The sequence below is a fragment of the Cytobacillus mangrovibacter genome, assembly GCF_042865275.1.
In the GTDB taxonomy this organism is placed as follows: Bacteria; Bacillota; Bacilli; order Bacillales; family Cytobacillaceae; genus Cytobacillus; species Cytobacillus mangrovibacter.
Genome location: NZ_JBIACJ010000021.1, coordinates 1 through 26,066, shown reverse-complemented (window position 1 = coordinate 26,066; position 26,066 = coordinate 1). Strand labels below are relative to the sequence as shown.

Sequence of the window (26,066 nt, the reverse complement as noted above, 5' to 3'; positions counted from 1 at the left end):
CCCTCCTTACTTTTTATCTTTTTTCCATCTTGAAATCCGTATATGAAAGTAATTCTTTATTTGTTTGAAAATTCCTGCCATTTTATTATAGATCTTATCGACCAATTTTTTAATACGTTTCGGCAAAAGTTTCCAAATTAGTCTAAAAGTCCATTGTACAGGTAGTAAAACGATCTTCAATATAAATAATAATAGTTTCCATACTACTTTTAACAGTGATAAAAGACCTTTTCCTAGCATTATTATAAGAGAAATAACTGCAGCAACTAACATGTAGATCGGTTTATAAATAACAAAGTGGAATACTTTCAGCATAAAGCGATAAAAAGAAATAACGATAGAGATCAAAATCTCTAATATTCGGAGATATACCCCTTTAAATAAACTTTGATACGCCGCAAATCCACATAAGAGAGCGATAAAAATATAAAACCTCAGTTCTCCGCTATTCACTAAAAATAATATATAAAAAATCGCCAGCCCTTGCACGATCCAGAAAAGGATATCGTTCATAAAGACTAGCAAGCGGTTTCGCTTCGTACGCTTTAGGAATCGATTATACGTATCAAGGGCAGCGCCAAAAACACTTCCCATGCCAACCATGGCCAGCATAGTCATAAACTGCGTCGTTAATGTCATCGGAATAACTTGCTAAAGAACCCTTTAGCTTTATCTCCATGCTGATCATCAAGATAGACAAGATCAAAGATTTTCCCTTTAATCGAGACAACACCCTTATCTACATCCAGGTTTTTCATTTGTAAATTCTGACCCTTAATTGCTAGAAAGCCCATCACTGTATCTAGTAAAAACTCCTCATTATCAAAGCTTTCTACTTGCTTAACCCCTGTAATGTCTAAAAGTCTTCTGCTTCGCATAATGACATCATGTTCCTGAACATTCGTTTTCGCTGTTGAATTTGTCTCATAATATTGACTCATTCGTTCATCCCTCACATTCACATAGTACAAGCTTTTTGTACATGTTTATGAAAATATGAGGTGAAATAGAACACTGAAATGCGGAAGGCGCCTGGAGCTAGACAATAAAGAAATGCGGAAGCGGCTTGCCCAGGGGCGATAAGCATAAGACAGATCGGCAGGGAGGTTGTCCTTTAACCTTCATGACGAGATGGCTTATGACTCGAGCCCCTAGCCGCTGGAGCTGGACAAAGAAAAGCGGAAGGGATGACCCTTACGCTTCTGTTTCTACCTTTTCTTCTTTGATGATCGTATACATTTCTGCCGCCTCTTCTTTCCTTGTTGTTTCCTGTAAACGATCAATTTTCACCGTAACTAATTTTTGACCGAATCGAACCGTTAGCTCATCACCAACTTTTACAGTTGTGCTTGCTTTCGCCTGTTGGCCGTTCACCGAAATCCTTCCTTGGTCAGAAACCTCTTTGGCTAGTGTTCTTCTCTTTATTAACCGTGACACCTTCAGAAATTTATCTAATCTCATTTAACGCACTCCTCTATTTATAATCCTTTTTCTTTTGCTTCTTCCCAAAACTGATCTAATTGCTCGAGTTCAAAGTCTTCAAATGTTCTTCCACTTTCTCTAACCCTTTGTTCCACATAGAAAAATCGCCGTCTGAACTTTTGATTTGTCTGAAATAGCGCTTCCTCAGGATCAATTTTGTAGAAGCGGGCAATATTAACCAATGCAAAGAGAATATCACCAAATTCATTTGGCATTTGATCACTGCCCTTTAATGCTTCTACTTCAAATTCACGAAGCTCTTCTTTAACTTTCTCCCAAGCAGGCTCTACTTCCTTCCAATCAAAGCCAACTTTTGCCGCCTTCTTTTGAATTTCTTCTGCAGCCATTAAATTAGGCAGAGACTTCCCAACTTGATCAAGGAGCGAGCTTTCATCTGTGCCACCCTTTTCTTCATTCTTTATCTCCTGCCAATTCTTCAGTACATCCGCTTCTGTTTCCGCTGTTTTATCTCCGAACACATGTGGATGGCGGCGAATCATTTTATCGGATAGACCTTCAATTACATCATCTATTGAGAAAAATCCATCATCCTCACCAATTTGTGCATGAAGAAGAACTTGAAGAAGGACATCACCAAGCTCTTCAATGATATGATCGATATCATCTTCATTAATCGCCTCGATTAGCTCATACGCTTCCTCAATTAAATACTTCTTCAATGATTCATGTGTTTGTTTCTTATCCCAAGGACAGCCATTAGGTCCACGCAATTCAGCAATAATTTCCCGAATCTTAGCAAAGCGCTTATATAAAATGGTTTCATCCTTGACTGGCGGGATATAGACTGAGGTTAAATTATTTAACTCAACTTCTCGGTCAAGTTCATATAATGGCACCTTCTTAATTCGTTCAGCCTTGCTTCCCGCAGCAGTTACAATATATGTATCATAGTCATATGGAAGGATATCCATTAATGCAAGCTTCACTTCTGAAGCAACAAATTGATCATACACTTGACCAATAATCAGATGCTGCTTCACTTCTATCTCATTCCTTTTCAGACTAGTTCCATCAAGAAGCTGAAAGCCTTCAATTGGATCAATTTTCATTGCTTGAAACAAGGCATCAAGGAAGCTCTGCCCTCCGCCAATTTCAATGGTCACCCCTTTGTTAGGTCCTTTTTCTAACAATAGCTGTACAGTTTGCTCAGCAACAAGCGGATGCCCAGGAACCACATAAGTAATTTCACCTTTTTCAGCGGCTTCTAGTAGATTGCTGCAAATCTCCTCATATACTGCTTGAAATTGCTCATGCTTTTCGTAAGTAGAATCAAACGAAGTAAATACCAATCCCTCTTGTTCGAGCTCCTTTACAACCGGATGCTCTTTTGTCCGCAAATAAAGCGGTGATGCATTTTTTAACGCTCGATATACACCTAATGGGAGCTGTTCTAAATCTCCAGCACCAAGACCAAGAATACGAATTTTTTTCAACTGATCGTCATCTCCTATTCCTTTTCGGCAGGAAAAACAATAGCTTGCTCCCGAATGGCAGCATAGCAAGCTCTTCCTCGTTAAAGGTTTTTCCTCTTAATACAACCCCTACATATATAATGCCTCCTATGACTACTGCACTTAATGCTTGAATACCTGCAATCAGGCGGTGATGTTCAACAAGAGGAATATAGCCAGTCAAATATAAATAGGCCTTCAAAATCATCGCCATAGCAAGAGCAGCCGTACATAGGACAATAATAAAACGAATATTTATTATGGCTGTTTTTAAATAGCTACGAAGCTTATAAAGCAAAACAACCATGATCATACTTAATGCGACACATGATGCAATCGCCGCTCCCATTGTACCAAAGGATGGAACAAGTACAATATTCAATCCATACTTCACTCCAAAACCAAAGAGAATGACACATGCGGGGAATAGAATCATGCCTAACCCCTGCAAAATAGCCGTTGTTGTTATGATTAAGGAGGTGAACAAGATCAATAGGCTTAACACTGATAGTACATCAGATCCATCACTATTCTCAAACAGCATCCGATTGGTTGGCTGAATAATACTCCATAGCCCCACTGATGCACCGACGCCAACGAAAAGAGCGATCTGGAGAGCGAGACGGATTTTCTCATGCATGATTGCCTTTTTTTCCTTCAATTTTTCACTTGTGATGATCGGAACAAGTGATAACGACATGGACGTTGCAACAACTGTTCCTATTTGAATGAGCGGCTGCCCCCGATCATAGATCCCCTTCAGTTCTTTCGCGCTCTCGCTACTCAAGCCTGTCGAGGCAAGGATGGAATAAAGATTTAATGAGTCAGCCAGCTGCATAAAAATAAGCACCAAACTGCTTATACAAACTGCAAAGCCTTGAATGAAAAGAGCCTTAGCTATTTTTCCGCTTTCTTTAAAATCCATTTTTCCAATACCTAGTGACGTTCTTCCCCAAATCCAATAAGAAATAATCAAAATAAGCATTGCAGCAATTCCACCAGTAACCGAACCTAGAGCCGCTCCACTTCCAACCATATATAAGCTATACCCTTTAGTTGTTAGAAGAATGGCTGCCAGGAAAATAGTAACCACACGGATAAGCTGCTCGCCTACTTGTGACACAGCTGTTGGAATCATATTGCCCATTCCTTGAAAGTATCCTCTTAGCAACGAAACAACCGGGAAAATAAGAAAAACAACAGAGATCACCTTTAACAGGATGGCCAGATCTGGATCATGCATATGCCGGGCAAGCCAATCGGAACCCCAATAAAGAGCAGAAAAACCAAAAAGGCCAATAGCCATTAAAAAGATGGCGGAAACAACAAATAAACTTCGTACGCCTTGCTTTCCGTTCATTACTACTTGCTCAGCATACAGCTTTGAAATAACGACCGGGAATCCGGTTGTAGCCAACACTAACGCCACTCCGTAAAATGGGTAAACCTGCTGATAAATATAAAACCCAATATCTCCAACAATATTTTGAAATGGCACACGATAAATCGCGCTTAATATTTTTGTTATTAGAGCAGCAACCGTTAAAATAAGCGCTCCCCTGAAAAAATCCCTTGAATGCTTCTCGGGCCCCATAAGCCCAACTCCTCCCAAAATCCAATTCAAACCTATATTATCATATCAAAGAATGCCAAAATCTTTATAATAACAACGAAAAAAGGTAGCATTCCAGCTACCTTTTTTCGAAATATCCATTTCTTTTGCAAAGTAGAAGAAGCCTCCTCATTCTTAAGACTCCATTTGTCTTGCTAAGAAGCTTGCAGCTGTCTCAACCGCTTTTTGTTCTACTTCGCCTAAGGAGCCCTCTTTCGCATAAATTATGACTGCGCCAATTGGATCTCCATTTGCAATAATTGGACTCATTGTGTAAGCAGAAGTAGCTTCCGTATTCCCATCAACAAGGGAGACCTCACCAGGCTGATTGATAAGAACCGAATTGCGGTCCTCCATGGTTTTCTCAATTAATTCACTGACAGCTTTGTTCAAGTAGTCCTTCTTTGACCCTCCTGCAATGGCGATGAATGTATCTCTGTCACAAATCAGGACAGGATTGCCTAGGCTGTCATATAACGCTTCTGCATACTCTTTAGCAAAGTCACTTAGCTCACTTATTGGCGAATATTTCTTTAGAATAACCTCTCCATCACGATCCACGAAAATTTCTAATGGGTCACCTTCACGAATACGTAATGTCCTACGTATTTCCTTAGGAATAACCACACGTCCTAAATCATCGATTCGACGAACAATACCAGTTGCTTTCATCTAATGTTGCCTCTCTTTCATCTGATGATTTTAAAAAAGTGGAAGCACCTAGAGCTAGATAAGAATCCAACTAAGGGATACTTCCCCTCTTTAGCTTTGATCCACTTTTGGGAGAAAATGAATACAACGCCATGTTTGAACTTAGTATCTTTCATCTGGAAAGTTATATACACGTTGAATTATTTTTTCTCGTGTTGGAAAATTATTCCCTTAATCATTCAATACTCCAAATTAGTTATCATTAAAAATACCCAAATCTATATAGAAACAAACATTTTCTACTGCATCATTTGACTCTGTTCTTCTTTCTTTGATTCATAAAGTCCCCGAACAATTTCAAATGCAATAGTTAACCATTCACTTGGTTTTATTCCTTTTATGTGAAGAACAGCCTTTAGCTTTTTCCCTTCCATTCCTAGGCCGACTGTTCGCCCATATTTACTAGTAAGCTGGAAGATCTTCTGCCCATCGATTTGCGCACTTGCCTTTTCAGATAAAAGAATTAAAACCTCATTTTTTGACTGCTTTATTGTCTCAATGCCAATGTTCTCTCCATAAACCTTCATTTCAGTCATTTGGAACAAATAGGCTACTTCGTTTGGATATTCACCAAAACGGTCGAGCATCTCTTCATTTAATTCTTCCATATCTTCTAAAGAGTGAGCACCCCTAAACCGTTTATACATCTCAATCTTTTGATGGCCATCAGCAATATAGGAGTCAGGAATATAAGCATCAATTTCAAGGTCTACTTCAGTCCGCTGTTTTGCCTCTTCATGCAAATCGCCTTTTCTATCCTCAATCGCTTCTTTTAACATTTGCGAATACAGATCAAAGCCAACGGAGTCAATAAAGCCATGCTGCTCAGCTCCTAACAGATTCCCTGCTCCCCTGATCGATAAATCTCGCATGGCAATTTTAAAACCGGACCCTAATTCTGTGAATTCCTTAATCGCTTGAAGTCGCTTTTCCGCCACTTCTGTCAGTACCTTATCTTTTCGATAGGTAAAATAGGCATAGGCAACCCGATTAGAACGGCCTACCCGTCCTCTAAGCTGATAAAGCTGTGAAAGTCCCATTTTATCAGCATCATGGACAATCAATGTATTTACATTCGGAATATCCACGCCTGTTTCGATTATCGTGGTACTAACAAGCACATCAAATTCACCAGAAAGGAAGCTTAGCATCACAGATTCTAATTCATTTTCCGACATTTGCCCATGTGCATACGTAACCCTTGCATCTGGAACAAGCATTGAAATTTCCTCTGCTTTTCTTTCAATATCCTCGACTCGATTATAAAGGAAATACACTTGGCCATCCCTGGCTAGCTCCCTTTCAATCGCCTCGCGAACCATTCCTCCGTTATACTCCATGACATATGTCTGGATCGGGAAACGATTCTCTGGAGGGGTTTCAATGACAGACAGATCCCTTACCCCTAACATGGACATATGAAGGGTTCTTGGAATTGGAGTAGCAGTAAGTGTTAATACATCAACATTTGTCTTGAGCTGTTTAATTTTCTCTTTATGTGTAACACCAAATCGCTGTTCCTCATCCACGATTAACAAACCGAGATCACGATAAGAGATATCCTTTGATAAAATACGATGCGTCCCAACTACTACATCAACAGATCCTGTCTTTAACCCTTTAATCGTCTCTGTTTGCTGTTTCCTTGATCGAAAACGACTTAAGAGACCAATCTCAATTGGAAAGTCCTGAAAGCGCTCTCTCATCGTTTCATAATGCTGCTGAGCAAGGATTGTTGTTGGAACAAGGATGGCTGCTTGTTTTCCATCAGCAATCGCTTTGAAGACAGCTCGAATGGCAACCTCTGTTTTCCCATAGCCAACATCTCCACAGAGCAAGCGGTCCATCGGGCGCTCTCTTTCCATGTCCTTCTTAATCTCATGGATAGAACGAAGTTGATCTTCTGTCTCCTGATAGGCAAAGGCTGCTTCAAATTCCCGCTGCATCTCCCCATCTGGGCTAAAGGCATGTCCTTTTGAGGCTTCCCTTTCCGCATATAGCTTGATCAGATCATCCGCAATATCTTGAACAGAGGATTCGACTTTCTTTTTAACACGCTTCCAATCGTTTCCGCCTAATTTATAAATCTTTGGCTCTTTCGCTTCAGAGCCTACATATTTCTGAACAAGGTCAATTTGCTCAACAGGCACATAAAGCTTATCACTGCCTTGATAGCGAATGTGGAGATAATCTTTATGAACACCATTGATCTCTAGTGTTTCAATTCCTAAATATTTTCCGATTCCATGATTAACATGAACAACATGATCGCCAATTTTTAGTTCTGAATAGCTTTTGATACGCTCTGCATTAGACAGCTTCTGACGGCGGGGCTTCTTCTTTGTCCTTTTATTAAAAAGCTCTTCTTCTGTGATCACAGCAAGCTTTTGGGTCGGCAGTTCAAATCCCGTTTGAAGATTGCCCTCGACAATCTGGGCTTTACCTAAAAGGAGAGGCTGTTTTTCATCGATAAATAGGACCTCGATGTCATAATCCTCTAATACCCTTTTCAGCTTCTTTACATGCTCTTCTCCAGGACCTAATAAGATAACGGTATAATTCCCCTTTTTCCAACGATCCAGTTCCCCTTTTAATACATTCATTTGGCCATGGAAATTTTGCATTTGCTTACAAGTCACATTAATGATATTTTCTGGATTCGTGTTTGGGACATGTCTTAGGAAAAGTGACATATAAATAACAGGCTGCTTTTTCTTATGCAAAAATCCACGCAAGCTATGGGATATCTTCACGTCATGGATAATTTGGCCCTCACTTAATAGACTTGTATACCATTCAGCTTCTTCTTTTTCTAGAGAGTCATTCATTTCCTGAACACGGCTGATTTCATCGATAAATATTAGTCCATTATCGGGAAGATAGTCTATTAAACTATTTCCTTCTTCATAGGCAAAAGATAAATACTTAAATAATTGCTCTGGTTTACTGCCTGTTCTCAGCCGTTCTAGATCGTACCCAATATTTTGTGCTAGTAAAGTCTTGGCCTTCTCATCTTTTAACTTTTTCAAACTAGCTCCAAGACCTGACTCAAGCTTTTCTATGATTTTCTGAACATGCTCAGCCTGTAAAGGATATTCTGTTGCAGGCCCAATAGTTACTTCTGCTAGTTTCTCTTTTGAACGTTGATCCTCCAATGAAAAAGAACGGATCGAGTCCACTTCCGTATCAAATAATTCTATTCGAACCGGATCATTTTCCGTTAAGGGATAGATATCCAATATCCCGCCTCTTACACTAAATTCACCAGGTGACGAAACCATTTCAACCCGAGCATACCCCATTTGGATGAATTGCATGAATTGCTCTTCGAGAAGCTCATCACCTACTTTTAAAGTTAACTGACAAGATTTCCAAAGTGGTGCCGGCGGAAGGATCTTCCTCAATCCTGCCATCGGCGCAATCATAATTCCCTTTTTGCTTTTGCTCCAATAGTTAAGCACTTCTATTCGCTGCGCCTTTAATTCAGGGCTAGCAATGCTAATTTCCGCTGCAATCAATTCATTGGCTGGATACAAAAACACTTCTGACTCCCCAGCCAAGTGGGCAACATCCTCATACAGCTTCTGTGCTTGTAGAAGATTGTGTGTAACAACAAGCATCGGCTTTCTTGTCTGCTCATAAACAGCAGCAAGAAATAGTGTACGTGCAGAACCGGATAAGCCAGATATTAGCTGTTCCTTCAATCCCTCTTTAATACCAGACAAGACAGACCTTACATCATCTTGCTGACTTATCATATGTTTAAGCCCAATCATGGCTACCCTCCAATCTGAAATGCGCAAGCGGTCTAGTCAGATCCAACAAGCATAAGACAAGACGAATTGGCTTATGGCTCGAGGATCGGCCGCTAGTGCTAGACAGTCTATAATAATTAGAAATAGAAAAACGCTTTGGATGGTGGTCCAAAGCCTGTTACTGAATTAGAAAGTCATGCTGATGATAATCGGGATTACGTTCAAGCAGCTCTTGACAATCCTCGCATATCGCCTTAACTTGAAGATCACCAGATTGATCATATGAAATCATTTCCTGCCGTTCTGTATGATTTAATAGATGAAATCCTAGATTTTCAGTGGTTATGGCTGTATTTTCAATCGTACCTATTTTCATTCCACAATGACGGCAATGATAATGAATAGCCATGCCTGTCCCTCCCTGCAAAACAGTTCAATACAAATAGTATGAACGCTTTACATGAAACTTATTCACTCGAAAAGCGGAAGCGCCTTGCTCACCCCCGACAAGCACAAGACGAGCCTCACGGAAAGGTGCTTTTTACCTTTCTGGGAGGATTGGCTTGTGACCTCGAGGGGGTAGGCGCTGAAGCTAGACAATTCGAAAAGCGGAAGCGGCTCGTTCAGACTCAGGCATAGCATAAGACAAGACGACTAGATTGTATCTTTCTAAAATATAGAGATATACCATTTTATGATACTTATAAGAGAATATGAAGGATTACTGATTATATTCATTCATAATTTGCAAAAATGGGGTAGATATCCAGTCTTCACATGCATTGGCACATCTTTGAATAACTTCACCCATCGCTTCTTGCTCCTCTTTCGAAAATCGCCCTAATACATAGTCCGGAACCTTCATCCCACTTGGCGGTCTATCGATACCAACTCTTATTCTGTTAAACTCTTGTGTACCAAGGTGAGCAATAGTGGATTTAATCCCGTTATGACCACCTGCACTGCCTTTTTGACGCAATCTAATTTTACCAACTGGCAAGTCTAAATCATCGTATATAACAACAAGCTCTTCATCCTCAATTTGAAAGTAATCCATTATAGCAGAAATAGATTCACCTGATAAATTCATATATGTAAGCGGTTTTAATAAATATACCTTTTCTCCATTCACAATACCCATCCCATAGATTCCTTGAAATTTCGCTTGATTCAAAGGGATGTTTAAACGCTCAGCTAGTGCATCTATTACTTCAAATCCGATATTATGTCTTGTTTTTTCATACTGCTTACCCGGATTCCCCAACCCAACAAATAATTTCATCTTTCCACCTCTTTATACGAAAAGAAGGGGCTGACCAATAATGATATCAGCCTAGCCCCTTTTCTTTTTGCAAGGCATTTGCACGATTAGCCTTTATACTTCACTTGACTTTGTTTCTCTGCCTTCCTCATTTTCAGGGGTCCCAGCTTCCTGCTTCTCCCCACTGTTAATTTCTTCTTCCTGTCTAGGAGGAAGGATGGAGGCAACCACTTCTTCATCACTGTCATTTATTTTATAAGCCCGATTTGCTTTAATATCTGCAATCGTAATCGTTTCATTCACTTGAATGCTTGTTACATCAATATCAACTGATTGAGGAATATTATCTGGAGTCGCGGTGACAGATACCTCATGCATGGATTGCTGCATGACCCCACCATCCTTAACGCCTGCCGCATCCCCAACCAAATTCACACGAACATTGGCCGTTATATCCTGCGATAGATCTACAGCAAGAAAATCAACATGAATAACCTCATTTTTAATCGGATCAGCCTGATAGTCGCTTAACACGACATTATATTTATTACCAGCCAAATCTAATGAAATCACACCATTCCTGCCTACTTTTCGAATGACCTTTGTGAAATCTGTCTCGCTAAAATAAATGGATTTACTTTCCAATTTGGCTCCATAGACGACCGCTGGAATATTTCCATCCCGGCGAATATGTGTTAAAGCAGATCCTCGAAATTCTTTTCTTTCCTGCGCTTGCAATACAGCTGTCATTAATAGATCCCCTTCCTCATTTATAATCGAAGCACTCTATATAAAAAATGCCCTAAAAGGAGGGAATCTAAACCTTCAAATTCATTAACACTAGATTTAGATAGGACAATTCTAGGCCTGCTAAATAGCAAGCCTAGTTACTAGTCTTTAATTAGTCAATCAATCAAATAATGTACTTACTGATTGTTCTTCGTGAACACGAATGATCGCTTCACCAATTAGCGGTGCGACAGACAGCTCAACAATCTTGCCAATTTTCTTTTCCTCTGGTAGTGCAATTGAATTAGTAACTACTAATTCTTTAATATTTGAATTCTCGATTCGCTCAATAGCAGGTCCTGATAAAACTGGATGTGTACAGCATGCATACACTTCAGATGCCCCATTCTCTACAAGTGCATTTGCTGCTAGAGTAATGGTTCCTGCTGTATCAATGATATCATCAATTAAGATGGCTACCTTTCCATCAATATTCCCGACGATGTTCATCACTTCAGCCACATTCGGCTTCGGACGGCGCTTATCAATAATAGCAATTGGCGCTTTTAAACGTTCGGCCATCTTACGGGCACGTGTTACACCACCGTGATCTGGTGATACGATGACAAGATCCCCATTCATTGCTTTATTTTTAAAGTACTCAGATAAAATAGGTACACCCATTAAGTGATCGATTGGGATATCAAAGAAACCTTGAATTTGCGGTGCATGCAAGTCTAGTGTAATCACACGAGTTGCTCCTGCTGTTTCAAGTAGATTTGCTGCTAGTTTTGCCGTAATTGGCTCACGTGCTCTTGCCTTGCGGTCTTGACGCGCATAACCATAATACGGCATAACAATATTAATCGTTTTTGCTGAGGCACGCTTTAGAGCATCAATCATAATTAATAATTCCATTAAATGCTCATTCACAGGTGAGCTTGTCGATTGAATAACATACACATCACAACCACGAATACTCTCTTCGATATTGATTTGAATTTCACCATCGCTAAAACGCTGAACGGAGCACTTTCCTAATTCTACTCCAATTACACTTGCGATCTCCCTTGCTAAATCACGGTTTGAATTAAGACTAAAAACCTTTAAATTAGGATCTAAATATTGGTTAGACATGTTGAGCCTCCATCGATTTATTTCGTTTTGTTCATTTTATCAACATAGTTCTCTTTGTTCACTTGACGTGCTCGAGCAATTGACAGCGCTTCACCTGGTACATCCTCTGTAATGGTTGAGCCTGCTGCTACATATGCATTTTTACCTATTGTTACAGGTGCAACAAGATTCGAATTACAGCCAACAAAAACGCCGTCCTCTATTTTTGTCAGGAATTTATTTTTTCCATCGTAATTAACTGTGATTGTTCCACAGCCAATATTTACATCACGACCGACCTCTGCATCTCCTATATAACTAAGATGCGAAGCTTTACTTCCTTCGCCAAAAACGGCTTTTTTCACTTCAACGAAATTACCAATCTTCACATGACCATGAATGTCTGATTGTGGACGAATATGAGCAAATGGGCCAATTTGTACATCAGAACCAATCTGACTTTCAAATGCCGCTGATTGGCGGATAACTGTACGATCCCCAACTTCACAGTCTACAATTTCACTTTGAGGACCAACGATACATTCAGAACCAATAACTGTATTACCTGAAAGAATGGTTCCTGGATGCAAGATCGTATCTGTTCCAATTGTAACATCTGGGCCAATATATGTATTCAATGGGTCAATAATTGTAACCCCATTTCTCATATGCCATTCATTGATTCGTTTTTTCATAAATTGCTCTGCCTCAGAAAGTGCTACACGATCATTTACACCAAGAGTTTCTTCGAAGTCTCCTGTTTGATAAGCAGTAACAATTTCTTGATCATTCTTCAATATCTCGATGACATCAGGCAGATAATATTCTCCTTGAACATTATCATTTCCTACTCGATTTAATGCATCGAATAGAGCCACATTATCAAAACAGTAAGTTCCAGAATTAATTTCTTGAATTTCCCGTTCCTTTTCTGTCGCGTCCTTATGTTCAACAATTCTTTCAACATGTCCAAACTCATCACGAACAATTCGGCCATAACCAGTTGGATCCTCTGCCTGTACTGTTAAGACAGTTGCTTTTGCCCCAGTCTCCTCATGATGTTTAAAAAGCGCTTCCATTGTATCATGTTTGATCAGTGGGGTATCACCACATACAACAATCGTTACCCCCTCTTTCCCATTAAGCATTTCCTTCGCTTGCATAACAGCATGAGCGGTTCCCAGCTGTTCCTTCTGCAATGCATATAAAATATCATTGCCAAGTTGAGCTTGCACTTGCTCTGCTCCATGGCCAATGATCGTAACGATTTTTTCCATCTTAAGCTTTGAAATTTGGTCAACCACATGTTGAACCATTGGCTTGCCGCACACAGGATGAAGGACTTTATAAAGTTTTGACTTCATTCTTGTCCCCTGGCCCGCGGCTAAAATGACCGCATAACGATTAGACATAGACAGACCTCCATTCCCAAAAAATATATATTGTCATACTGCCATCCTACTATAAAACGGAGGCAACTCGATTATGCCAACACAATTATATCCTTTTTATCCATTAAAAATATATCTTAAATAGGCTTCTATTTCAAGGAGTGAGGAGAAACTACTTAATTTTGTCAATTTAGTGAACACTTTTTTTAAATGGGATAGGTTTAGATACAGATCATTTGTGGTAATTAATGAGGGAAAGGTAGAGGTTGATTTCCGCTCCAATCAACAGCCTTTTCTGGTAACAGTTTGTATTTACAAAACTTATTTAATAACAGCAATCTTTTAGAAAACGGCCATAATTAAAAAGAGCCGTACTTTGGAAGTAGGCCCTTGCTGTTTTATGATTTAGGAAGCTCCAGCTTCTTCAAATTCAACTTCTAATTCACCTAATCGGTGGTATTCCGATAATACAGCCTCCTGAATTTTGCCTCTAGTCCCTGAATTAATTGGGTGGGCAATATCTCTAAATTCACCATCTGGAGTACGTTTGCTAGGCATTGCAACAAATAGACCGTTATTCCCATCAATTACTCGAATATCGTGAACAACAAATTCATGATCTAAAGTAATGGATGCAATAGCCCTCATCCGACCATCTGTATTAACACGGCGTAATCTTACGTCAGTTACTTCCATCCTGTTCACCACCTTTGCTAGAAGATACAAACCTAGTGTATAAATTCAACATAGTTTATTTTTCTCCTTCTTTAAACGGAAAAAATTTTTCGAATTATTCTGTTGATAGTGTAAGTTGTCATAATTTCCCTCATATCTCCTCATTCATTATGACTAGATTCCCCTAATAATATACAGAAAAAATCAATTATGCCTTATCGGTCTAAATATATAGTCCTATAGAACAAATGTGCTAAGTTATATAATAAAAAAACAAGCTCATTAATTAATAAGCTTGCCTGGAAACAATCATATATTTTATTTTACAAGTGCAACTACTTCAATTTCTACTAATGCATCTTTCGGAAGCCGAGCAACTTCCACACAAGAGCGAGCAGGCTTATGAGTATGGAAATACTCACTGTACACTTCATTAAGCATTGCAAATTCGTTCATATCTTTAATAAATACGGTCGCTTTTACAACAGTATCTAAAGAGGCACCTGCTTCTTCAAGAACGGCTTGAAGGTTTTTAAAAACTTGATGGGTCTGGGCTTTTATATCCCCCTCAACCATTACTCCATCAGCTGTCAGCGGAATTTGGCCGGAGCTGTAAAATAGATTATTTACGATAATCCCTTGTGAGTAAGGTCCTATTGCTGCTGGAGCCATAAGCGTTTGAATTGTTTTCATATGACTTTCCCCCTAAACAGATCTTTTAAAATAATTTCCTTCACTTACATTAATCTTTTTCTCATTTACATCAACATCTGACAGCCTAACTAAAGATAAATACTCATCCACTAGGCGCTTTTCAGCTTTCTCCGCCTCAACTAATACAGCAATACCAGCTACATGAGCTTTAAACTCCTCGAGCATGCTAACCATTCCATTGACGGTTCCGCCAGCTTTCATAAAGTCGTCTACTATCAATACCCTAGAGCCTTCCTCCAGACTTCTTTTTGAGAGCAGCATCGTCTGAATTCTTTTTGCAGAGCCTGATACATAGTTGATGCTTACTGTTGATCCCTCTGTTACCCTGCTATCTCTTCTAACAATAACCACTGGGACATTTAAATAATTAGCAACAGCATAAGCTAAAGGAATCCCTTTTGTTGCTACAGTCATAACAACATCAATCTTTGTATCAGCATAGGCAGAAGCAAACAAACGCCCAACCTTCTGGACAATCGCTGGATCCCCTAGGATATCTGTCATATACAAATATCCGCCTGGCAATAGCCTTTCTGGACTAGCAATTAATCCACAAAGTTCTTGAATAAATGGCCTTGCCTCTTCATCTGACACCTTTACTTGGAACCTTACTCCACCTGCTGCACCTGGCACTGTTTGCAAAGTACCAATATTTCTTTGTTCAAAAGTCTCTTTAATTATAGCTAAATCTTCGCTAATAGAAGATTTAGCGGATCCGTATCTTTCTGAAAATAATGTTAAAGAAACTAATTGATGTGGATGTTCTAGTAAATAATTCGTCATATCGATTAAACGTTCACTTCGACGAAACTTCATCATAGGACCCCCAAATAAATCCGAATATTTTATCGCTAATATATCATTATTATCCGGATTTAATCAAGCATATGTCTTTCACCAAGCATTCTAACAGCAAAAACCTGATCACAAAAACCCCTAAGTCCATTATAGACCCGCTGCATTCTTGAATCATGATGAACAAGTCCAAACACAGTTGGCCCGCTGCCGCTCATCAATACAGCATCCGCTCCAAAGCGTTTCATTTGCTCTTTAATTTGTTCGACCTCTGGATGCAACGAAAAGGTTACTTCTTCAAGGACATTGCCAAGATGCCCACATACGCCCTCGTAACTTCCCTTTTCAATTGCTTGAATCATTTCCTTTGTTTTTGGATGGTCGATCCCCTTTACATTCAGCCTGCGATAAACATCTGCAGTCGAAACGCCGATAAATGGCTTAGCTAGAACGATCCAGCATGTTGGTGCAGCTGGTAGTTCAGTAATGATCTCCCCGCGTCCGGTCGCAAGTGCAGTCCCTCCATAGACACAGAAGGAAACGTCTGACCCAATTTCTGCGCCAATTTCTGCGAGATGATCAATCGAAAGCCCAAGATCCCAGAGCTTATTCAGCCCTCTTAGGACAGCCGCCGCATCACTGCTTCCTCCCGCAAGGCCTGCCGCAACAGGAATGGTCTTTTCAATTGTAATGGACACTCCTTTATTCACTTTAAATCGTTCTTTCAAAAGAAGTGCAGCCTGATAAGCAAGATTTCGCTGATCATCTGGTACAAAGCGATTATGCGAGATAATTTTTATTTCATCCTGTTCCAATAATGTTAATTCCAGGCGATCCGCTAAATCAATTGTTGTCATAATCATTTCAACTTCATGATAGCCATCTTCGCGTTTGTGTAAAACATCTAATGATAAGTTGATTTTAGCCGGTGCCTTTACCATAAGCTTCAACATTTCCACCTACTTTATAAATTTCAACGTCTCCATTTTTTGTCCTATTTTACCACAAAACAACAAAAGTAAGACCTCTGAACTCACATTCGTCACAAATTATTTATTTGATGTCCTTTTTAGAAAGAAATATGCCGGGGCATATTACCCCGGCATACCGCAGTGTATTCATTATAATCATTAATCAAGCAAGCTTAGGTTATTTGTTTTTCAGAAGACTCTGCTGTGCTATTTCAACCGCTCTTTTTACCATGTTTCCGGCGTCTCTAGCTTTAATGCCGCCCCATCCCTCTTTTTGGACGACATCATAAAATCCCAGTTCCTTCGCAAGTTCTTCTTTAAACCCTTCTGACATAACCCCTCTTCTTTTGCCTATGATTAACATCTCCTTCCACGCTGCGGTAATTATAGTATGAGTTATATTTGATTTTTCATGAAAATAAAAAGGCTCAATCCTCACAAAAGGGTGTATTCTGTACCCTTTTGTGAGGATTGGCCTCCGAAAGTAATTATTCCTTACCCTGTAAAAAAGAGCCACAACAATTATCAGTAGCCCCGTGTCAATCATAATATATTAATTTAAAGCAACTTGTCCTGTTGTATCTTCATAGAATGTAATTTGAACCGTTTCTGTTAAGACATCTGCATAGCTGTAAGATACACGTTCAAACGCATTTTCTTCCTGATCTAATTCAATTACAAATACGGAAGGATACGTTTCTGCTAAAACACCTGAACGCTCAATGGTCTTTCTCCGTCCGCCATTCGCCTTGAGCAAAAGTCTTTTCCCAAGGTTTGAATCAAGAGCCTTTTTGATATCATATAATGTTTTTCCCATTCGGTCCACCTCACTATGTTAAGTATATCACGTTGACACCATGAAGTCAAATAAAAATATAAATTATAACAGGAACTAAAAAAGATTGTCAATATATTTTCTTCCGCAATATCTTCTATTTTTCAACATTTTTAGGTTATCCATATACCAGAAGTAATATGTATATTCATATAAAACCTTTTATATTCTCTTCTCACAAAAAAATAAACCGTTTGAAAGAACGAACGGCTTATTATCAAGATTCATTATTTTGTTCCCTATTATAAGGCATCCCTGTCCTCAGCACACCTCTTGTCTCTATTCCCCCTAATCCTTTTTCCCCTGTTAACGTATTCCTTAGTACATCCCACACATTGATTCGTTCCATGAAGGGGGTAAAGCTGATTTTTGCCACAATATACACAGGATCCAATGCATGGATATTCACCCTGTATGGAGAACTTGCAAAATTTGCTCCTGCATGGATAATGGATTCGAAATGTGATTGGCATGCACCAGCAAATATTACAAGCTGATCTAGATGAGGAACCTTCTTCCTTGCTTCTTTAACTGTTTGAACAAAATGCTTAGAATGTCTATATGCATTAATATCTGCCTTTTTTCCCTTTGCCTTTGAGTATGCATCATGCCCTGTTATAACTAAAATATCAGGTCTGTAATAATCAATAAGCTGGCCAATCTTAACGGGCATTTCTTTTTCGTTGCAATGTATCCCCGTAACAGGTACACCTATTTTTTCATATAACGATAAGCATTTCTCCAAATAAGCGGGATCTCCATCTAAATGCAGTACTCTCCCTGGAATCTGGAAATAGTTATAGGCTTTGCTATATCCATCTGTTGCATCATACTCTTGCCTTTGCTTTAGCAGATCCACATCCTGACGAAACAATTGGAGAGATTGCTCTTCCATCGAATGGAATTCTTTAGCTGCCTTTTCCCTAGTTGATTGGCTAACGGCTAGCAAATCATCGAGAGGTGCATCTGCAATCAGACGAATATCTTCTCCGTATAGAACAGCAAATTTCCTGCCATTTTCCTCCCGTATATCGATCACTCGAAACAAAATATCACAATGATAAGAAATCCTGCCGACAATATCCATGATGTTTATGCTCACCTAACGTCACTCCAATTAGCCCACACATAATAGAGCTATCTAATCGAATTGAATGTTTCTTATCTCATAAAATATGCAAATGTCCATAAATATGTGAGCATTGTTGCTTTTTAGCATGAGTTCGTAAAGGTTGATTTCGCTCCAACCAACCAAGCTTATTTGTCCACAGCTTTCATTCACACAATTTATTTAAAAAACATTATTCTTTAAGAGATAAAAAAAAGATCTGCAAAATTGCAGACCTTAAGAGAATTCAGTGTTTAGTTTATCGCTTAATCGCGCAAATTCCTCCATAGATAAGGTTTCCCCTCTTCTGCCAGGATCGATTTCTGCCTGTGCTAATGCAGAAAGGATGGCCTCCTTCTTCTGTTTACCATCTGGCAAACCATTCGTTAGGTTATTCAGTAATGTTTTTCGTCTTTGGGCAAAGCTGATTTTTATTAATCGAAAGAAGAAATCCTCATTCCTTACAGATACAGCTGGTTCACTGCGTCTTGTTAACCTGATGACAGCTGAGTCAACATTAGGCTGAGGGACAAATACTGTTTTTGGTACAATCATCACTGTTTCAGCCACAGTATAGTACTGGATGGCAATAGAAAGTGAGCCATAATCTTTTGTACCTGGCTTTGCAGAGATACGGTCAGCTACTTCCTTTTGAAGCATACAGACAATCCCTCTGATCGGCAGCTTTTCCTCAAGCAACTTCATAATAATTGGTGTTGTAACATAGTAAGGAAGGTTGGCAACAACCATTAAATCCTCTATCCCACCTAATTCCTGATCAATCATTCCTTTTACATCTGCTTTTAACACATCCTGATGAATGATCTTCGTATTTGGATAAGGAGCTAATGTCTCCTCCAAAATGGGCAGCAAACGCTGATCAATTTCAAATGCAACGACCTTTTTGCTTCTCTTGGCAAGTTGCTCAGTAAGTGCACCGATTCCTGGACCAATTTCAATTGCAGCTGATTCTTCAGTCAGCTCTGCATGATCAACGATTCTCCTTAGTATATTCGTATCAATTAAGAAGTTTTGGCCTAAGCTTTTTTTAAAGGAAAAACCATATTTTTTAAGAATGGCGCTAGTTCTAATGGGTGTTGCAATGTCTTTATGCATTTTCTTCCTCCTGACGTATTGCTTGAATAGCTGCTGCAAATGCGTCTTTGCTAATCTGGAACATCATAAGCCTTTTATGCAGCTGTTTTCCATTGGCAAAACCAATTTTTAATAACTTCCCTAACTTCTCTCTTCGCTCTCTTGCCCCTTCGCCGCCAATTAGACCTGCTATTATTAAATCCTCTTGAGTAATTTCCTCCACAACCTCTTCATGCATCATATGCGCATGCTGGAGAGCCCTTCGAATGGTTTCAGGAGTTGCATGTTCAACACCAACCCCTTTCCCGTATTTATGAATAGCATCTTCCTTTTCGATAAAAGCATGTTTACAGCCTGGAACCTGCTCTTTAATTGTGTGACGGATTTTTTGCCCGGGGTAATCTGGATCAGTTAGTACGATAACTCCTCTTGTTTGATGAGCTAGCTTTATTTTCTCAATCGTTTCCTGACTAATTGCTGAACCATTTGTCTCGATTGTATCCGCATCTAATGCTCTTTTAATCGCTGTCGTATCATCTTTACCCTCGACAACGATAATTTCTTTGACCTTCATATTTCCTCCTTAGAAAAACGAACAGCACCTCTTAGGCTGTGCTAAATAATTTAAAATAAAATAATTGATAAAAACCTGAAACATTTCTGTAACATGAAACGTCTATATTTATGAACACTAAATAATGATTTTTATTATATATGAAAAAGCCTATAAAGAAAAAAAATAAAAAATGCAGAGGATTTTAAATCCCCTGCTCCAAAGAATATTATTAATTTAAGATTCTTATTTTAACCGTCTTACGTCCCCAGCGATAAGCTTCCGCTTTCGTTGAGAAGAATACGTCAATCTTATTTCCTTTGATTGCAGATCCAGTATCAGCAGCTACTGCATACCCATAACCCTCTACATATACTTTTGTTCCTAGAGGAATGATTCTTGGGTCAACTGCAATCACTTTTACATTTGGGTTCGATCGTAAATTAATGCCTGTTGCCGTTTTTCCGGAACAGCCATTACAAAACGCAGTATACGCTGTAGAAGCGACATAAATTTCTTTACCACCGCTTGAATCATTGCTACGTGATACAACCTGTTTAACAACCTTTGAACCAACAGCAACTACTTTATCTACCTTTTCTCTAACATTCTTCTCACTAATTAACTTTCTTGAGACTTCTTTGCCGTTCTCAAGTACAACTTCAAACTCCTTGCTTATAAGGCCTTCTTTTCCTTGCTTAACAACCTTTTCGGAGCCTTTATTCATACTGCTATCCTTCTTTGTTACAACCGCAAACTGAATTGGTTCTTCCACTACATCGGTGACCTTTTCTACTCGAATGACCTTAATGATGCCATTTTCTTTGACCTTTTCTTCTGCTTTTGGTTCAACACGATCTAATTCACCTAGTGCAATCCCCTGAAGTTCTAAAAAGTCAGCGACCGTAGTCGAAGTTGACCATACCTGCTTCTCATTTCCGCCATCTGATAATGTTAATGGGAAAGCTGTATCTACTTCAATTTCTATGTTATTTTTGATTTTTTCCTCGAGATTTGGTTGAACTTTATCATGTTCAGATATAGTGATCTTCTGTTCATTCAATAGCTCTTTAACTGTTTCAGATACTGTCCAAATCGTTTTCTTCTCGCTGTCTTTGACAATGTAGACCTGTTTTGCCGGTTTCCAAACAACTTCTGAATTGTTTTTTACCTTTGTGCCTTTCGAAGGAAACACATAGTCTGCTGAGTGTAAAGAAATATCTAGATCAGCAAGTAGCTCACTAACCGTTTCTGCATGGGTTCTTATATTTCTTTCTTGGCCGTCTAATGTAATAGCTACTGTTTTCTTAGTAGTTTCAAAGATTAAGAAGCTAAATGCAGCTGCAAAAACTACGAAACTAGCAGTGATGATTGCTACTTTCTTCTTACTCAAAGACTTGGATAACAGGTTTTTCATGTTTTTGAATACGATGAAAAACGCCTCCTTTTCTCTCGGAGTGATTATATAGACAATCGTGCTTACTGTCAACTCCTCGGTCTTAATTACCCCAATATATGGGAGTTAAGCAAACTGTCTAACTAGTAATCGAAATCTCTCTTTCCAAGTAGAATAACCAGCCACCCCCTCAAACATATTCCCTATTATGCAAAAGTTTCAAGAGATTGGAAAGAGAGACTTATCGACATGGTTATCCTATGAGAATGAGAAGAAATGTAGAACTTTTTAGAAATAGAAAATAAAGGGACAAGCTTTCCGAAAAAGCGACAATATTCCCTATCAGTTTATGCCGAATAATTTTTGAGCATTGGCGGTTGTTACTTCAGCTACTTCTTCCAGAGAGAGCCCTTTAATTTCAGCAATCTGCTCAGCAACTAACTTTACATAACTCGGTTCATTTCGCTTCCCTCTGTATGGGTGCGGGGCTAAATAAGGGCAATCCGTCTCAATCAATAACTTTTCTAGGGGAATAGCTTCTGCCACTTCTTTTGGCTTTTTCGCATTTTTAAACGTAACAGGCCCACCCAGTGAAATGTAAAAATTCATATCCACACATTCCTTTGCCGTCTCTGAACTGCCGCTAAAGCAATGCATAATGCCTCCAACTTCTTCTGCGCCCTCTTCTTTAAGAATCTCAACAATATCAGCAGTTGCCTCTCGATTATGGATAACAATTGGCAATTTAACCTTTTTCGCCAGTTGAATTTGCCTTCTAAATACTTCTTTCTGGATTTCCTTTGGAGATTTATCCCAATAATAATCCAATCCCATTTCTCCGATCGCAACGACCTTTGGATGACTGGCAAGCTCCTCTATCCATAGAAGATCTTCATCCTTCATATCAATTGCATCAACAGGATGCCAACCAACACTTGCATACATAAAATCATATTTCTCCACTAATTCCATTGCCTTTTCAATGGTTGGACGATCGAAGCCAACGACAACCATACGAGAAATTCCCTCGTTTAATGCCCGTTCAATGACCTCTTCTAAATCCTCTTTATATTGTTCTGCATTCAAATGTACATGTGTGTCGAATAACATCAAAACACCCCTTTATAACAAATATTATTTTTTAATTACATTCATTTCATAGAGATAACGAATAGTAATATGACTCTTTTGAAATAATAGTTTAATTCTCTCATTCAGTATGTAAATATAACAAAAGTTACTATATTACATCCACAAATTACACACCTATCAACATTTTCCCACGAGATAAATTATTTTATAAAAGAAAAACATAGAAATGTCCAACGCTAGATGTTACACGTGAAACATTTCTATGTTATTTACTTTTATTATTTTACCCTTGCGCCTAATGGAAGAGACTCAGCAATCGTTGCCAGAGACAATTCCCCATCTTTTCCACCAGCTAGGATCATCCCTTCAGAAAGCTCCCCACGAAGCTTGACAGGCTTTAAGTTCGTTACACAAATGACCTTTCTTCCTACTAAGTCTTCTGGTTTATAAAACTTAGCAATTCCTGAAACAACTTGACGTTTTTCATAGCCTAAATCCAATTGAAGCTTAAGGAGTTTATCTGCCTTTTTCACTGGTTCTGCATGAGTGACTTGTGCTACCCGTAAGTCCACCTTCATAAAGTCATCAATCGTAATCTCTTCGCTATCAGGCTTTTCCTCTATTTCCACTGCTTCTACTTTTGGTGCTGCACCTTGCATCTTTGTTTTGATATACTCGACTTCTTCATTTAAATCCAGACGTGGGAAAATAGGATTGCCCTTCGCAATTTTTGTTCCTTCTGGAATTAAGCTGAACTCATCTAGGCTCTCCCATGCGGTCAAGCCCTCTTCATTCACATTTAATTGAGTGAATATTTCCTTAGGTGTTCTTGTAAGGAAAGGCTGCAATAGGATAGCAATCCTTCTTAATGATTCTGCCAAGTGTACCATTACATTTCCTAGTTCTTCCGTCTTTTCCTCATCTTTAGCTAATGCCCACGGCTGTGTTTCATCAATATATTTATTTGATTTGCTTACTAATTGCCACACAGCTGTTAACGCAACAGAAAACTCCATACTTTCCATTGCCTCTTCATATTTCGTAACCGTCTCTTTATTTACTTGCAATAATTGTTGTTCGAATTCACCAGTCGATCCACTATAAGTTGGAATGACCCCATCAAAATATTTATCCACCATGGCTAATGTACGATTTAATAAATTCCCTAGGTCATTAGCAAGATCGAAATTAATCCTTTCAACAAACCCCTCTGGAGTAAATACACCATCTGAGCCGAATGGAACCTCACGCAATAAATAATAACGCAGAGCATCTAATCCATAGCGATCAATTAGTGTAACAGGATCAACGACATTTCCCTTTGACTTGGACATTTTGCCATCTTTCATTAATAGCCATCCATGGCCAAATACCTTTTTAGGAAGAGGAAGATCAAGAGCCATTAACATAATCGGCCAATAGATCGTATGGAAACGGACAATTTCCTTTCCCACTAAATGAACATCTGCCGGCCAGTATTTCTTGTACTTCGAATCCTCTTCTGTCCCATATCCAAGAGCAGTAATATAGTTGGATAATGCATCAATCCAAACATAGACGACATGCTTTGGATTTCCAGGCACCTTTACTCCCCAATCAAAAGTCGTTCTTGAAACGGCAAGATCTTCTAAGCCTGGCTTAATAAAATTATTTACCATTTCATTTTTACGTGACTCTGGCTGAATAAAGGAAGGATTCTCTTCATAATATTGAAGCAATCTATCTGCATATTTGCTAACCTTGAAGAAATAAGATTCTTCCTTCACTTTGTTTACAGGTCTTCTGCAATCTGGGCAGTTTCCTTCTTCAAGCTGGCGTTCTGTGAAAAACGATTCACAAGGAGTACAATACCAACCCTCATATTCTCCTAAATAAATATCCCCTTGCTCCAATAATTGAGCAAAGATTTTTTCCACGATTTCCTTATGACGATCCTGTGTTGTACGGATAAAGTCATCATAAGAAATATCGAGCTTTTTCCAAAGCTCTTGGATCCCTTCAACAATTTCATCCACATAGCTTTGCGGCGTTATTCCTTTTTCCTCTGCTTTTTCCTGAATCTTTTGGCCATGTTCATCTGTACCAGTAAGATACATAACATCAAAACCGCGCATGCGCTTATAACGAGCCATTGCATCCCCAGCAACCGTCGTATAGGCATGCCCTATATGTAGATTTCCGCTTGGATAATAAATAGGTGTTGTTAAATAGAAAGTTTTTGCTTTTTCCGTCATGGAATTTCCCTCCTTATAAAAGCTCCATATCCTTAAACGAATAGATATCAATAGTTAGTGATACTTTGAAAAGACCCTTAGCTTCACATATTAAAGCTGCTAAGAAGAGATGTAAAGAAATCAAAACTGGCTATTCTCATACCCATCATCTTTACCGCTCATACCATCAAAATATACCTAAAATTTAGTATTTGTGCAACAAAATGAATAATGACAATGACAAGACAAACGCCCTCAATAACTCTTCTTTTATCTTCGAATATAATTATATCAATCTGTCAAAAGAAAAAGGAGTTTGTCGAAGAATTATTAAGTTGATTTTATTGACATTTCCCATTTTTTATGTCAATTCTTTAATAAGAGATACAATATACAAATATTTTCGTACAAATCCATTTGTACCAGCATCTATAAAGAAGGTAAAAATTTCTACTTAAATTAGAAATAAAATAATTGACGTTTTTTGGAATGACTGGTATTATTGAGGTACAAAGAATTTTGTCGAATATTGACGAATAGATATAAAAAATAGAAAAATATTATTATGTATTTTAGGAGGAGAATATTAAATGAAATCTACTGGTATTGTTCGTAAAGTTGATGAACTTGGACGCGTTGTTATCCCTATTGAATTAAGACGTACATTAGATATAGCTGAGAAAGATGCACTTGAAATTTATGTAGATGATGAAAGAATTATCCTTAAGAAGTACAAGCCTAATATGACTTGTCAAGTAACTGGGGAAGTTTCTGACGATAATATTACTCTAGCAAGCGGTAAATTAATTGTTAGCCGTGAAGGTGCAGAGCAATTACTAAAAGAAATCCAAAACAGATTTGAACTTGTATAATGAGAAAAAAGAGGCTGGGACAAAACCCACCTCTGAAATGAAAAAGCCGGTGGAATTTTACGACGAGTAAAATTTCACCGGCTTTGATTAATTTTTGCATAAAAATAAGGACCACTTCTGATAAGATAAAGTTACCACACCAAATCTCAGAAAGAAGGATCCTTATGTTTAAAAATTATAACATGAATCAAATAGTTTTACCTTTAGATTTAGAAGTA

Annotated in this window: 25 protein-coding genes; 1 reads left to right on the top strand and 24 read right to left on the bottom strand. The window is 38.6% G+C overall.

Annotated features, from left to right (window positions below; translation table 11 throughout):
* Positions 1–6: 6 nt before the first annotated feature.
* From yabQ to metG, 24 genes are all read right to left on the bottom strand, one after another.
* Complete coding sequence (yabQ, locus tag ACFYKT_RS21280) at positions 7–639, bottom strand: spore cortex biosynthesis protein YabQ (protein WP_389223861.1); 633 nt, start codon at positions 637–639, stop codon at positions 7–9.
* Positions 636–941: a sporulation protein YabP gene (yabP, locus tag ACFYKT_RS21275; protein WP_389223858.1), complete on the bottom strand. Its 306-nt coding sequence runs from the start codon at positions 939–941 to the stop codon at positions 636–638. The genes yabQ and yabP overlap by 4 nt, the downstream gene beginning before the upstream one ends.
* A 253-nt stretch (positions 942–1,194) precedes the next feature.
* On the bottom strand, positions 1,195–1,461 hold the full coding sequence (locus ACFYKT_RS21270) for an RNA-binding S4 domain-containing protein (protein ID WP_389223855.1): 267 nt from the start codon (positions 1,459–1,461) through the stop codon (positions 1,195–1,197).
* A 17-nt stretch (positions 1,462–1,478) separates the two neighbouring features.
* Positions 1,479–2,936, bottom strand: a complete 1,458-nt coding sequence (locus ACFYKT_RS21265; RefSeq protein ID WP_389223852.1) for a bifunctional methyltransferase/pyrophosphohydrolase YabN — start codon at positions 2,934–2,936, stop codon at positions 1,479–1,481.
* Positions 2,937–2,943: 7 nt separating this feature from the next.
* On the bottom strand, positions 2,944–4,548 hold the full coding sequence (locus ACFYKT_RS21260) for a putative polysaccharide biosynthesis protein (RefSeq protein WP_389223849.1): 1,605 nt from the start codon (positions 4,546–4,548) through the stop codon (positions 2,944–2,946).
* Between the two features lie 153 nt (positions 4,549–4,701).
* Positions 4,702–5,238 (bottom strand): stage V sporulation protein T, encoded by a 537-nt coding sequence (gene spoVT / locus ACFYKT_RS21255; RefSeq protein ID WP_389223846.1) that lies wholly within the window; start codon positions 5,236–5,238, stop codon positions 4,702–4,704.
* Positions 5,239–5,516: 278 nt separating this feature from the next.
* Positions 5,517–9,053, bottom strand: a complete 3,537-nt coding sequence (gene mfd / locus ACFYKT_RS21250) for a transcription-repair coupling factor (protein WP_389223843.1) — start codon at positions 9,051–9,053, stop codon at positions 5,517–5,519.
* A 157-nt stretch (positions 9,054–9,210) separates the two neighbouring features.
* Positions 9,211–9,441 carry an anti-sigma-F factor Fin family protein gene (locus ACFYKT_RS21245; RefSeq protein WP_389223840.1) on the bottom strand — a complete coding sequence of 77 codons (231 nt, stop codon included), beginning with the start codon at positions 9,439–9,441 and terminating at the stop codon, positions 9,211–9,213.
* A gap of 312 nt (positions 9,442–9,753) precedes the next feature.
* Positions 9,754–10,314 (bottom strand): aminoacyl-tRNA hydrolase, encoded by a 561-nt coding sequence (pth, locus tag ACFYKT_RS21240; protein ID WP_389223836.1) that lies wholly within the window; start codon positions 10,312–10,314, stop codon positions 9,754–9,756.
* A 93-nt stretch (positions 10,315–10,407) separates the two neighbouring features.
* A complete protein-coding gene (locus ACFYKT_RS21235) occupies positions 10,408–11,043 on the bottom strand; it encodes a 50S ribosomal protein L25/general stress protein Ctc (RefSeq protein WP_389223833.1) in 636 nt (211 codons plus the stop codon).
* Positions 11,044–11,202: 159 nt separating this feature from the next.
* Complete coding sequence (locus ACFYKT_RS21230; protein ID WP_389223830.1) at positions 11,203–12,159, bottom strand: ribose-phosphate diphosphokinase; 957 nt, start codon at positions 12,157–12,159, stop codon at positions 11,203–11,205.
* A gap of 17 nt (positions 12,160–12,176) precedes the next feature.
* Positions 12,177–13,550, bottom strand: coding sequence for a bifunctional UDP-N-acetylglucosamine diphosphorylase/glucosamine-1-phosphate N-acetyltransferase GlmU (gene glmU, locus ACFYKT_RS21225; protein ID WP_389223827.1), 1,374 nt, complete (start codon positions 13,548–13,550; stop codon positions 12,177–12,179).
* A 384-nt stretch (positions 13,551–13,934) separates the two neighbouring features.
* Positions 13,935–14,225 carry a septation regulator SpoVG gene (gene spoVG, locus ACFYKT_RS21220; protein ID WP_053479353.1) on the bottom strand — a complete coding sequence of 97 codons (291 nt, stop codon included), beginning with the start codon at positions 14,223–14,225 and terminating at the stop codon, positions 13,935–13,937.
* A 297-nt stretch (positions 14,226–14,522) separates the two neighbouring features.
* Complete coding sequence (ridA, locus tag ACFYKT_RS21215; RefSeq protein ID WP_389223823.1) at positions 14,523–14,897, bottom strand: 2-iminobutanoate/2-iminopropanoate deaminase; 375 nt, start codon at positions 14,895–14,897, stop codon at positions 14,523–14,525.
* Between the two features lie 12 nt (positions 14,898–14,909).
* Positions 14,910–15,734 (bottom strand): pur operon repressor, encoded by an 825-nt coding sequence (purR, locus tag ACFYKT_RS21210; protein ID WP_389223820.1) that lies wholly within the window; start codon positions 15,732–15,734, stop codon positions 14,910–14,912.
* Positions 15,735–15,793: 59 nt separating this feature from the next.
* Positions 15,794–16,663: a 4-(cytidine 5'-diphospho)-2-C-methyl-D-erythritol kinase gene (gene ispE / locus ACFYKT_RS21205; RefSeq protein ID WP_389223931.1), complete on the bottom strand. Its 870-nt coding sequence runs from the start codon at positions 16,661–16,663 to the stop codon at positions 15,794–15,796.
* Positions 16,664–16,862: 199 nt separating this feature from the next.
* The gene (locus ACFYKT_RS21200) at positions 16,863–17,039 is read right to left on the bottom strand and encodes a small, acid-soluble spore protein, alpha/beta type (RefSeq protein WP_389223929.1); all 177 of its coding nucleotides are present in this window, start codon (positions 17,037–17,039) and stop codon (positions 16,863–16,865) included.
* A gap of 198 nt (positions 17,040–17,237) precedes the next feature.
* Positions 17,238–17,501 (bottom strand): biofilm formation stimulator Veg, encoded by a 264-nt coding sequence (veg, locus tag ACFYKT_RS21195; protein WP_389223817.1) that lies wholly within the window; start codon positions 17,499–17,501, stop codon positions 17,238–17,240.
* Between the two features lie 235 nt (positions 17,502–17,736).
* The gene (yabG, locus tag ACFYKT_RS21190; protein WP_449257600.1) at positions 17,737–18,621 is read right to left on the bottom strand and encodes a sporulation peptidase YabG; all 885 of its coding nucleotides are present in this window, start codon (positions 18,619–18,621) and stop codon (positions 17,737–17,739) included.
* Between the two features lie 243 nt (positions 18,622–18,864).
* Positions 18,865–19,743, bottom strand: a complete 879-nt coding sequence (gene rsmA / locus ACFYKT_RS21185; protein ID WP_389223814.1) for a 16S rRNA (adenine(1518)-N(6)/adenine(1519)-N(6))-dimethyltransferase RsmA — start codon at positions 19,741–19,743, stop codon at positions 18,865–18,867.
* The gene (gene rnmV, locus ACFYKT_RS21180; RefSeq protein ID WP_389223811.1) at positions 19,736–20,296 is read right to left on the bottom strand and encodes a ribonuclease M5; all 561 of its coding nucleotides are present in this window, start codon (positions 20,294–20,296) and stop codon (positions 19,736–19,738) included. Before rnmV ends, rsmA begins: the two co-directional genes overlap by 8 nt.
* A 211-nt stretch (positions 20,297–20,507) precedes the next feature.
* The gene (locus ACFYKT_RS21175) at positions 20,508–21,692 is read right to left on the bottom strand and encodes a ubiquitin-like domain-containing protein (protein WP_389223808.1); all 1,185 of its coding nucleotides are present in this window, start codon (positions 21,690–21,692) and stop codon (positions 20,508–20,510) included.
* 321 nt (positions 21,693–22,013) lie between these two features.
* Positions 22,014–22,781: a TatD family hydrolase gene (locus ACFYKT_RS21170; protein WP_389223805.1), complete on the bottom strand. Its 768-nt coding sequence runs from the start codon at positions 22,779–22,781 to the stop codon at positions 22,014–22,016.
* A gap of 260 nt (positions 22,782–23,041) precedes the next feature.
* Positions 23,042–25,027, bottom strand: a complete 1,986-nt coding sequence (metG, locus tag ACFYKT_RS21165) for a methionine--tRNA ligase (RefSeq protein ID WP_389223923.1) — start codon at positions 25,025–25,027, stop codon at positions 23,042–23,044.
* A gap of 539 nt (positions 25,028–25,566) precedes the next feature.
* On the opposite strand from metG, the gene ACFYKT_RS21160 reads away from it, so the two are divergent.
* On the top strand, positions 25,567–25,848 hold the full coding sequence (locus tag ACFYKT_RS21160; RefSeq protein WP_389223802.1) for an AbrB/MazE/SpoVT family DNA-binding domain-containing protein: 282 nt from the start codon (positions 25,567–25,569) through the stop codon (positions 25,846–25,848).
* Positions 25,849–26,066 lie beyond the last annotated feature (218 nt).

Coding starts and splice junctions, on each gene's coding strand:
- rnmV (WP_389223811.1), bottom strand. CDS start 20,296: ATGAAGGTCAAAGAAATTATCGTTGTCGAGGGTAAAGATGATACGACA.
- yabQ (WP_389223861.1), bottom strand. CDS start 639: ATGACATTAACGACGCAGTTTATGACTATGCTGGCCATGGTTGGCATG.
- ACFYKT_RS21160 (WP_389223802.1), top strand. CDS start 25,567: ATGAAATCTACTGGTATTGTTCGTAAAGTTGATGAACTTGGACGCGTT.
- veg (WP_389223817.1), bottom strand. CDS start 17,501: ATGGGAAAAACATTATATGATATCAAAAAGGCTCTTGATTCAAACCTT.
- ACFYKT_RS21230 (WP_389223830.1), bottom strand. CDS start 12,159: ATGTCTAACCAATATTTAGATCCTAATTTAAAGGTTTTTAGTCTTAAT.
- ACFYKT_RS21170 (WP_389223805.1), bottom strand. CDS start 22,781: ATGTTATTCGACACACATGTACATTTGAATGCAGAACAATATAAAGAG.
- spoVT (WP_389223846.1), bottom strand. CDS start 5,238: ATGAAAGCAACTGGTATTGTTCGTCGAATCGATGATTTAGGACGTGTG.
- ACFYKT_RS21260 (WP_389223849.1), bottom strand. CDS start 4,548: ATGGGGCCCGAGAAGCATTCAAGGGATTTTTTCAGGGGAGCGCTTATT.
- ACFYKT_RS21245 (WP_389223840.1), bottom strand. CDS start 9,441: ATGGCTATTCATTATCATTGCCGTCATTGTGGAATGAAAATAGGTACG.
- spoVG (WP_053479353.1), bottom strand. CDS start 14,225: ATGGAAGTAACTGACGTAAGATTACGCCGTGTTAATACAGATGGTCGG.
- ACFYKT_RS21270 (WP_389223855.1), bottom strand. CDS start 1,461: ATGAGATTAGATAAATTTCTGAAGGTGTCACGGTTAATAAAGAGAAGA.
- mfd (WP_389223843.1), bottom strand. CDS start 9,053: ATGATTGGGCTTAAACATATGATAAGTCAGCAAGATGATGTAAGGTCT.
- pth (WP_389223836.1), bottom strand. CDS start 10,314: ATGAAATTATTTGTTGGGTTGGGGAATCCGGGTAAGCAGTATGAAAAA.
- purR (WP_389223820.1), bottom strand. CDS start 15,734: ATGAAGTTTCGTCGAAGTGAACGTTTAATCGATATGACGAATTATTTA.
- glmU (WP_389223827.1), bottom strand. CDS start 13,550: ATGTCTAATCGTTATGCGGTCATTTTAGCCGCGGGCCAGGGGACAAGA.
- yabP (WP_389223858.1), bottom strand. CDS start 941: ATGAGTCAATATTATGAGACAAATTCAACAGCGAAAACGAATGTTCAG.
- ACFYKT_RS21175 (WP_389223808.1), bottom strand. CDS start 21,692: ATGAAAAACCTGTTATCCAAGTCTTTGAGTAAGAAGAAAGTAGCAATC.
- ACFYKT_RS21235 (WP_389223833.1), bottom strand. CDS start 11,043: ATGACAGCTGTATTGCAAGCGCAGGAAAGAAAAGAATTTCGAGGATCT.
- rsmA (WP_389223814.1), bottom strand. CDS start 19,743: ATGCATAAAGACATTGCAACACCCATTAGAACTAGCGCCATTCTTAAA.
- ridA (WP_389223823.1), bottom strand. CDS start 14,897: ATGAAAACAATTCAAACGCTTATGGCTCCAGCAGCAATAGGACCTTAC.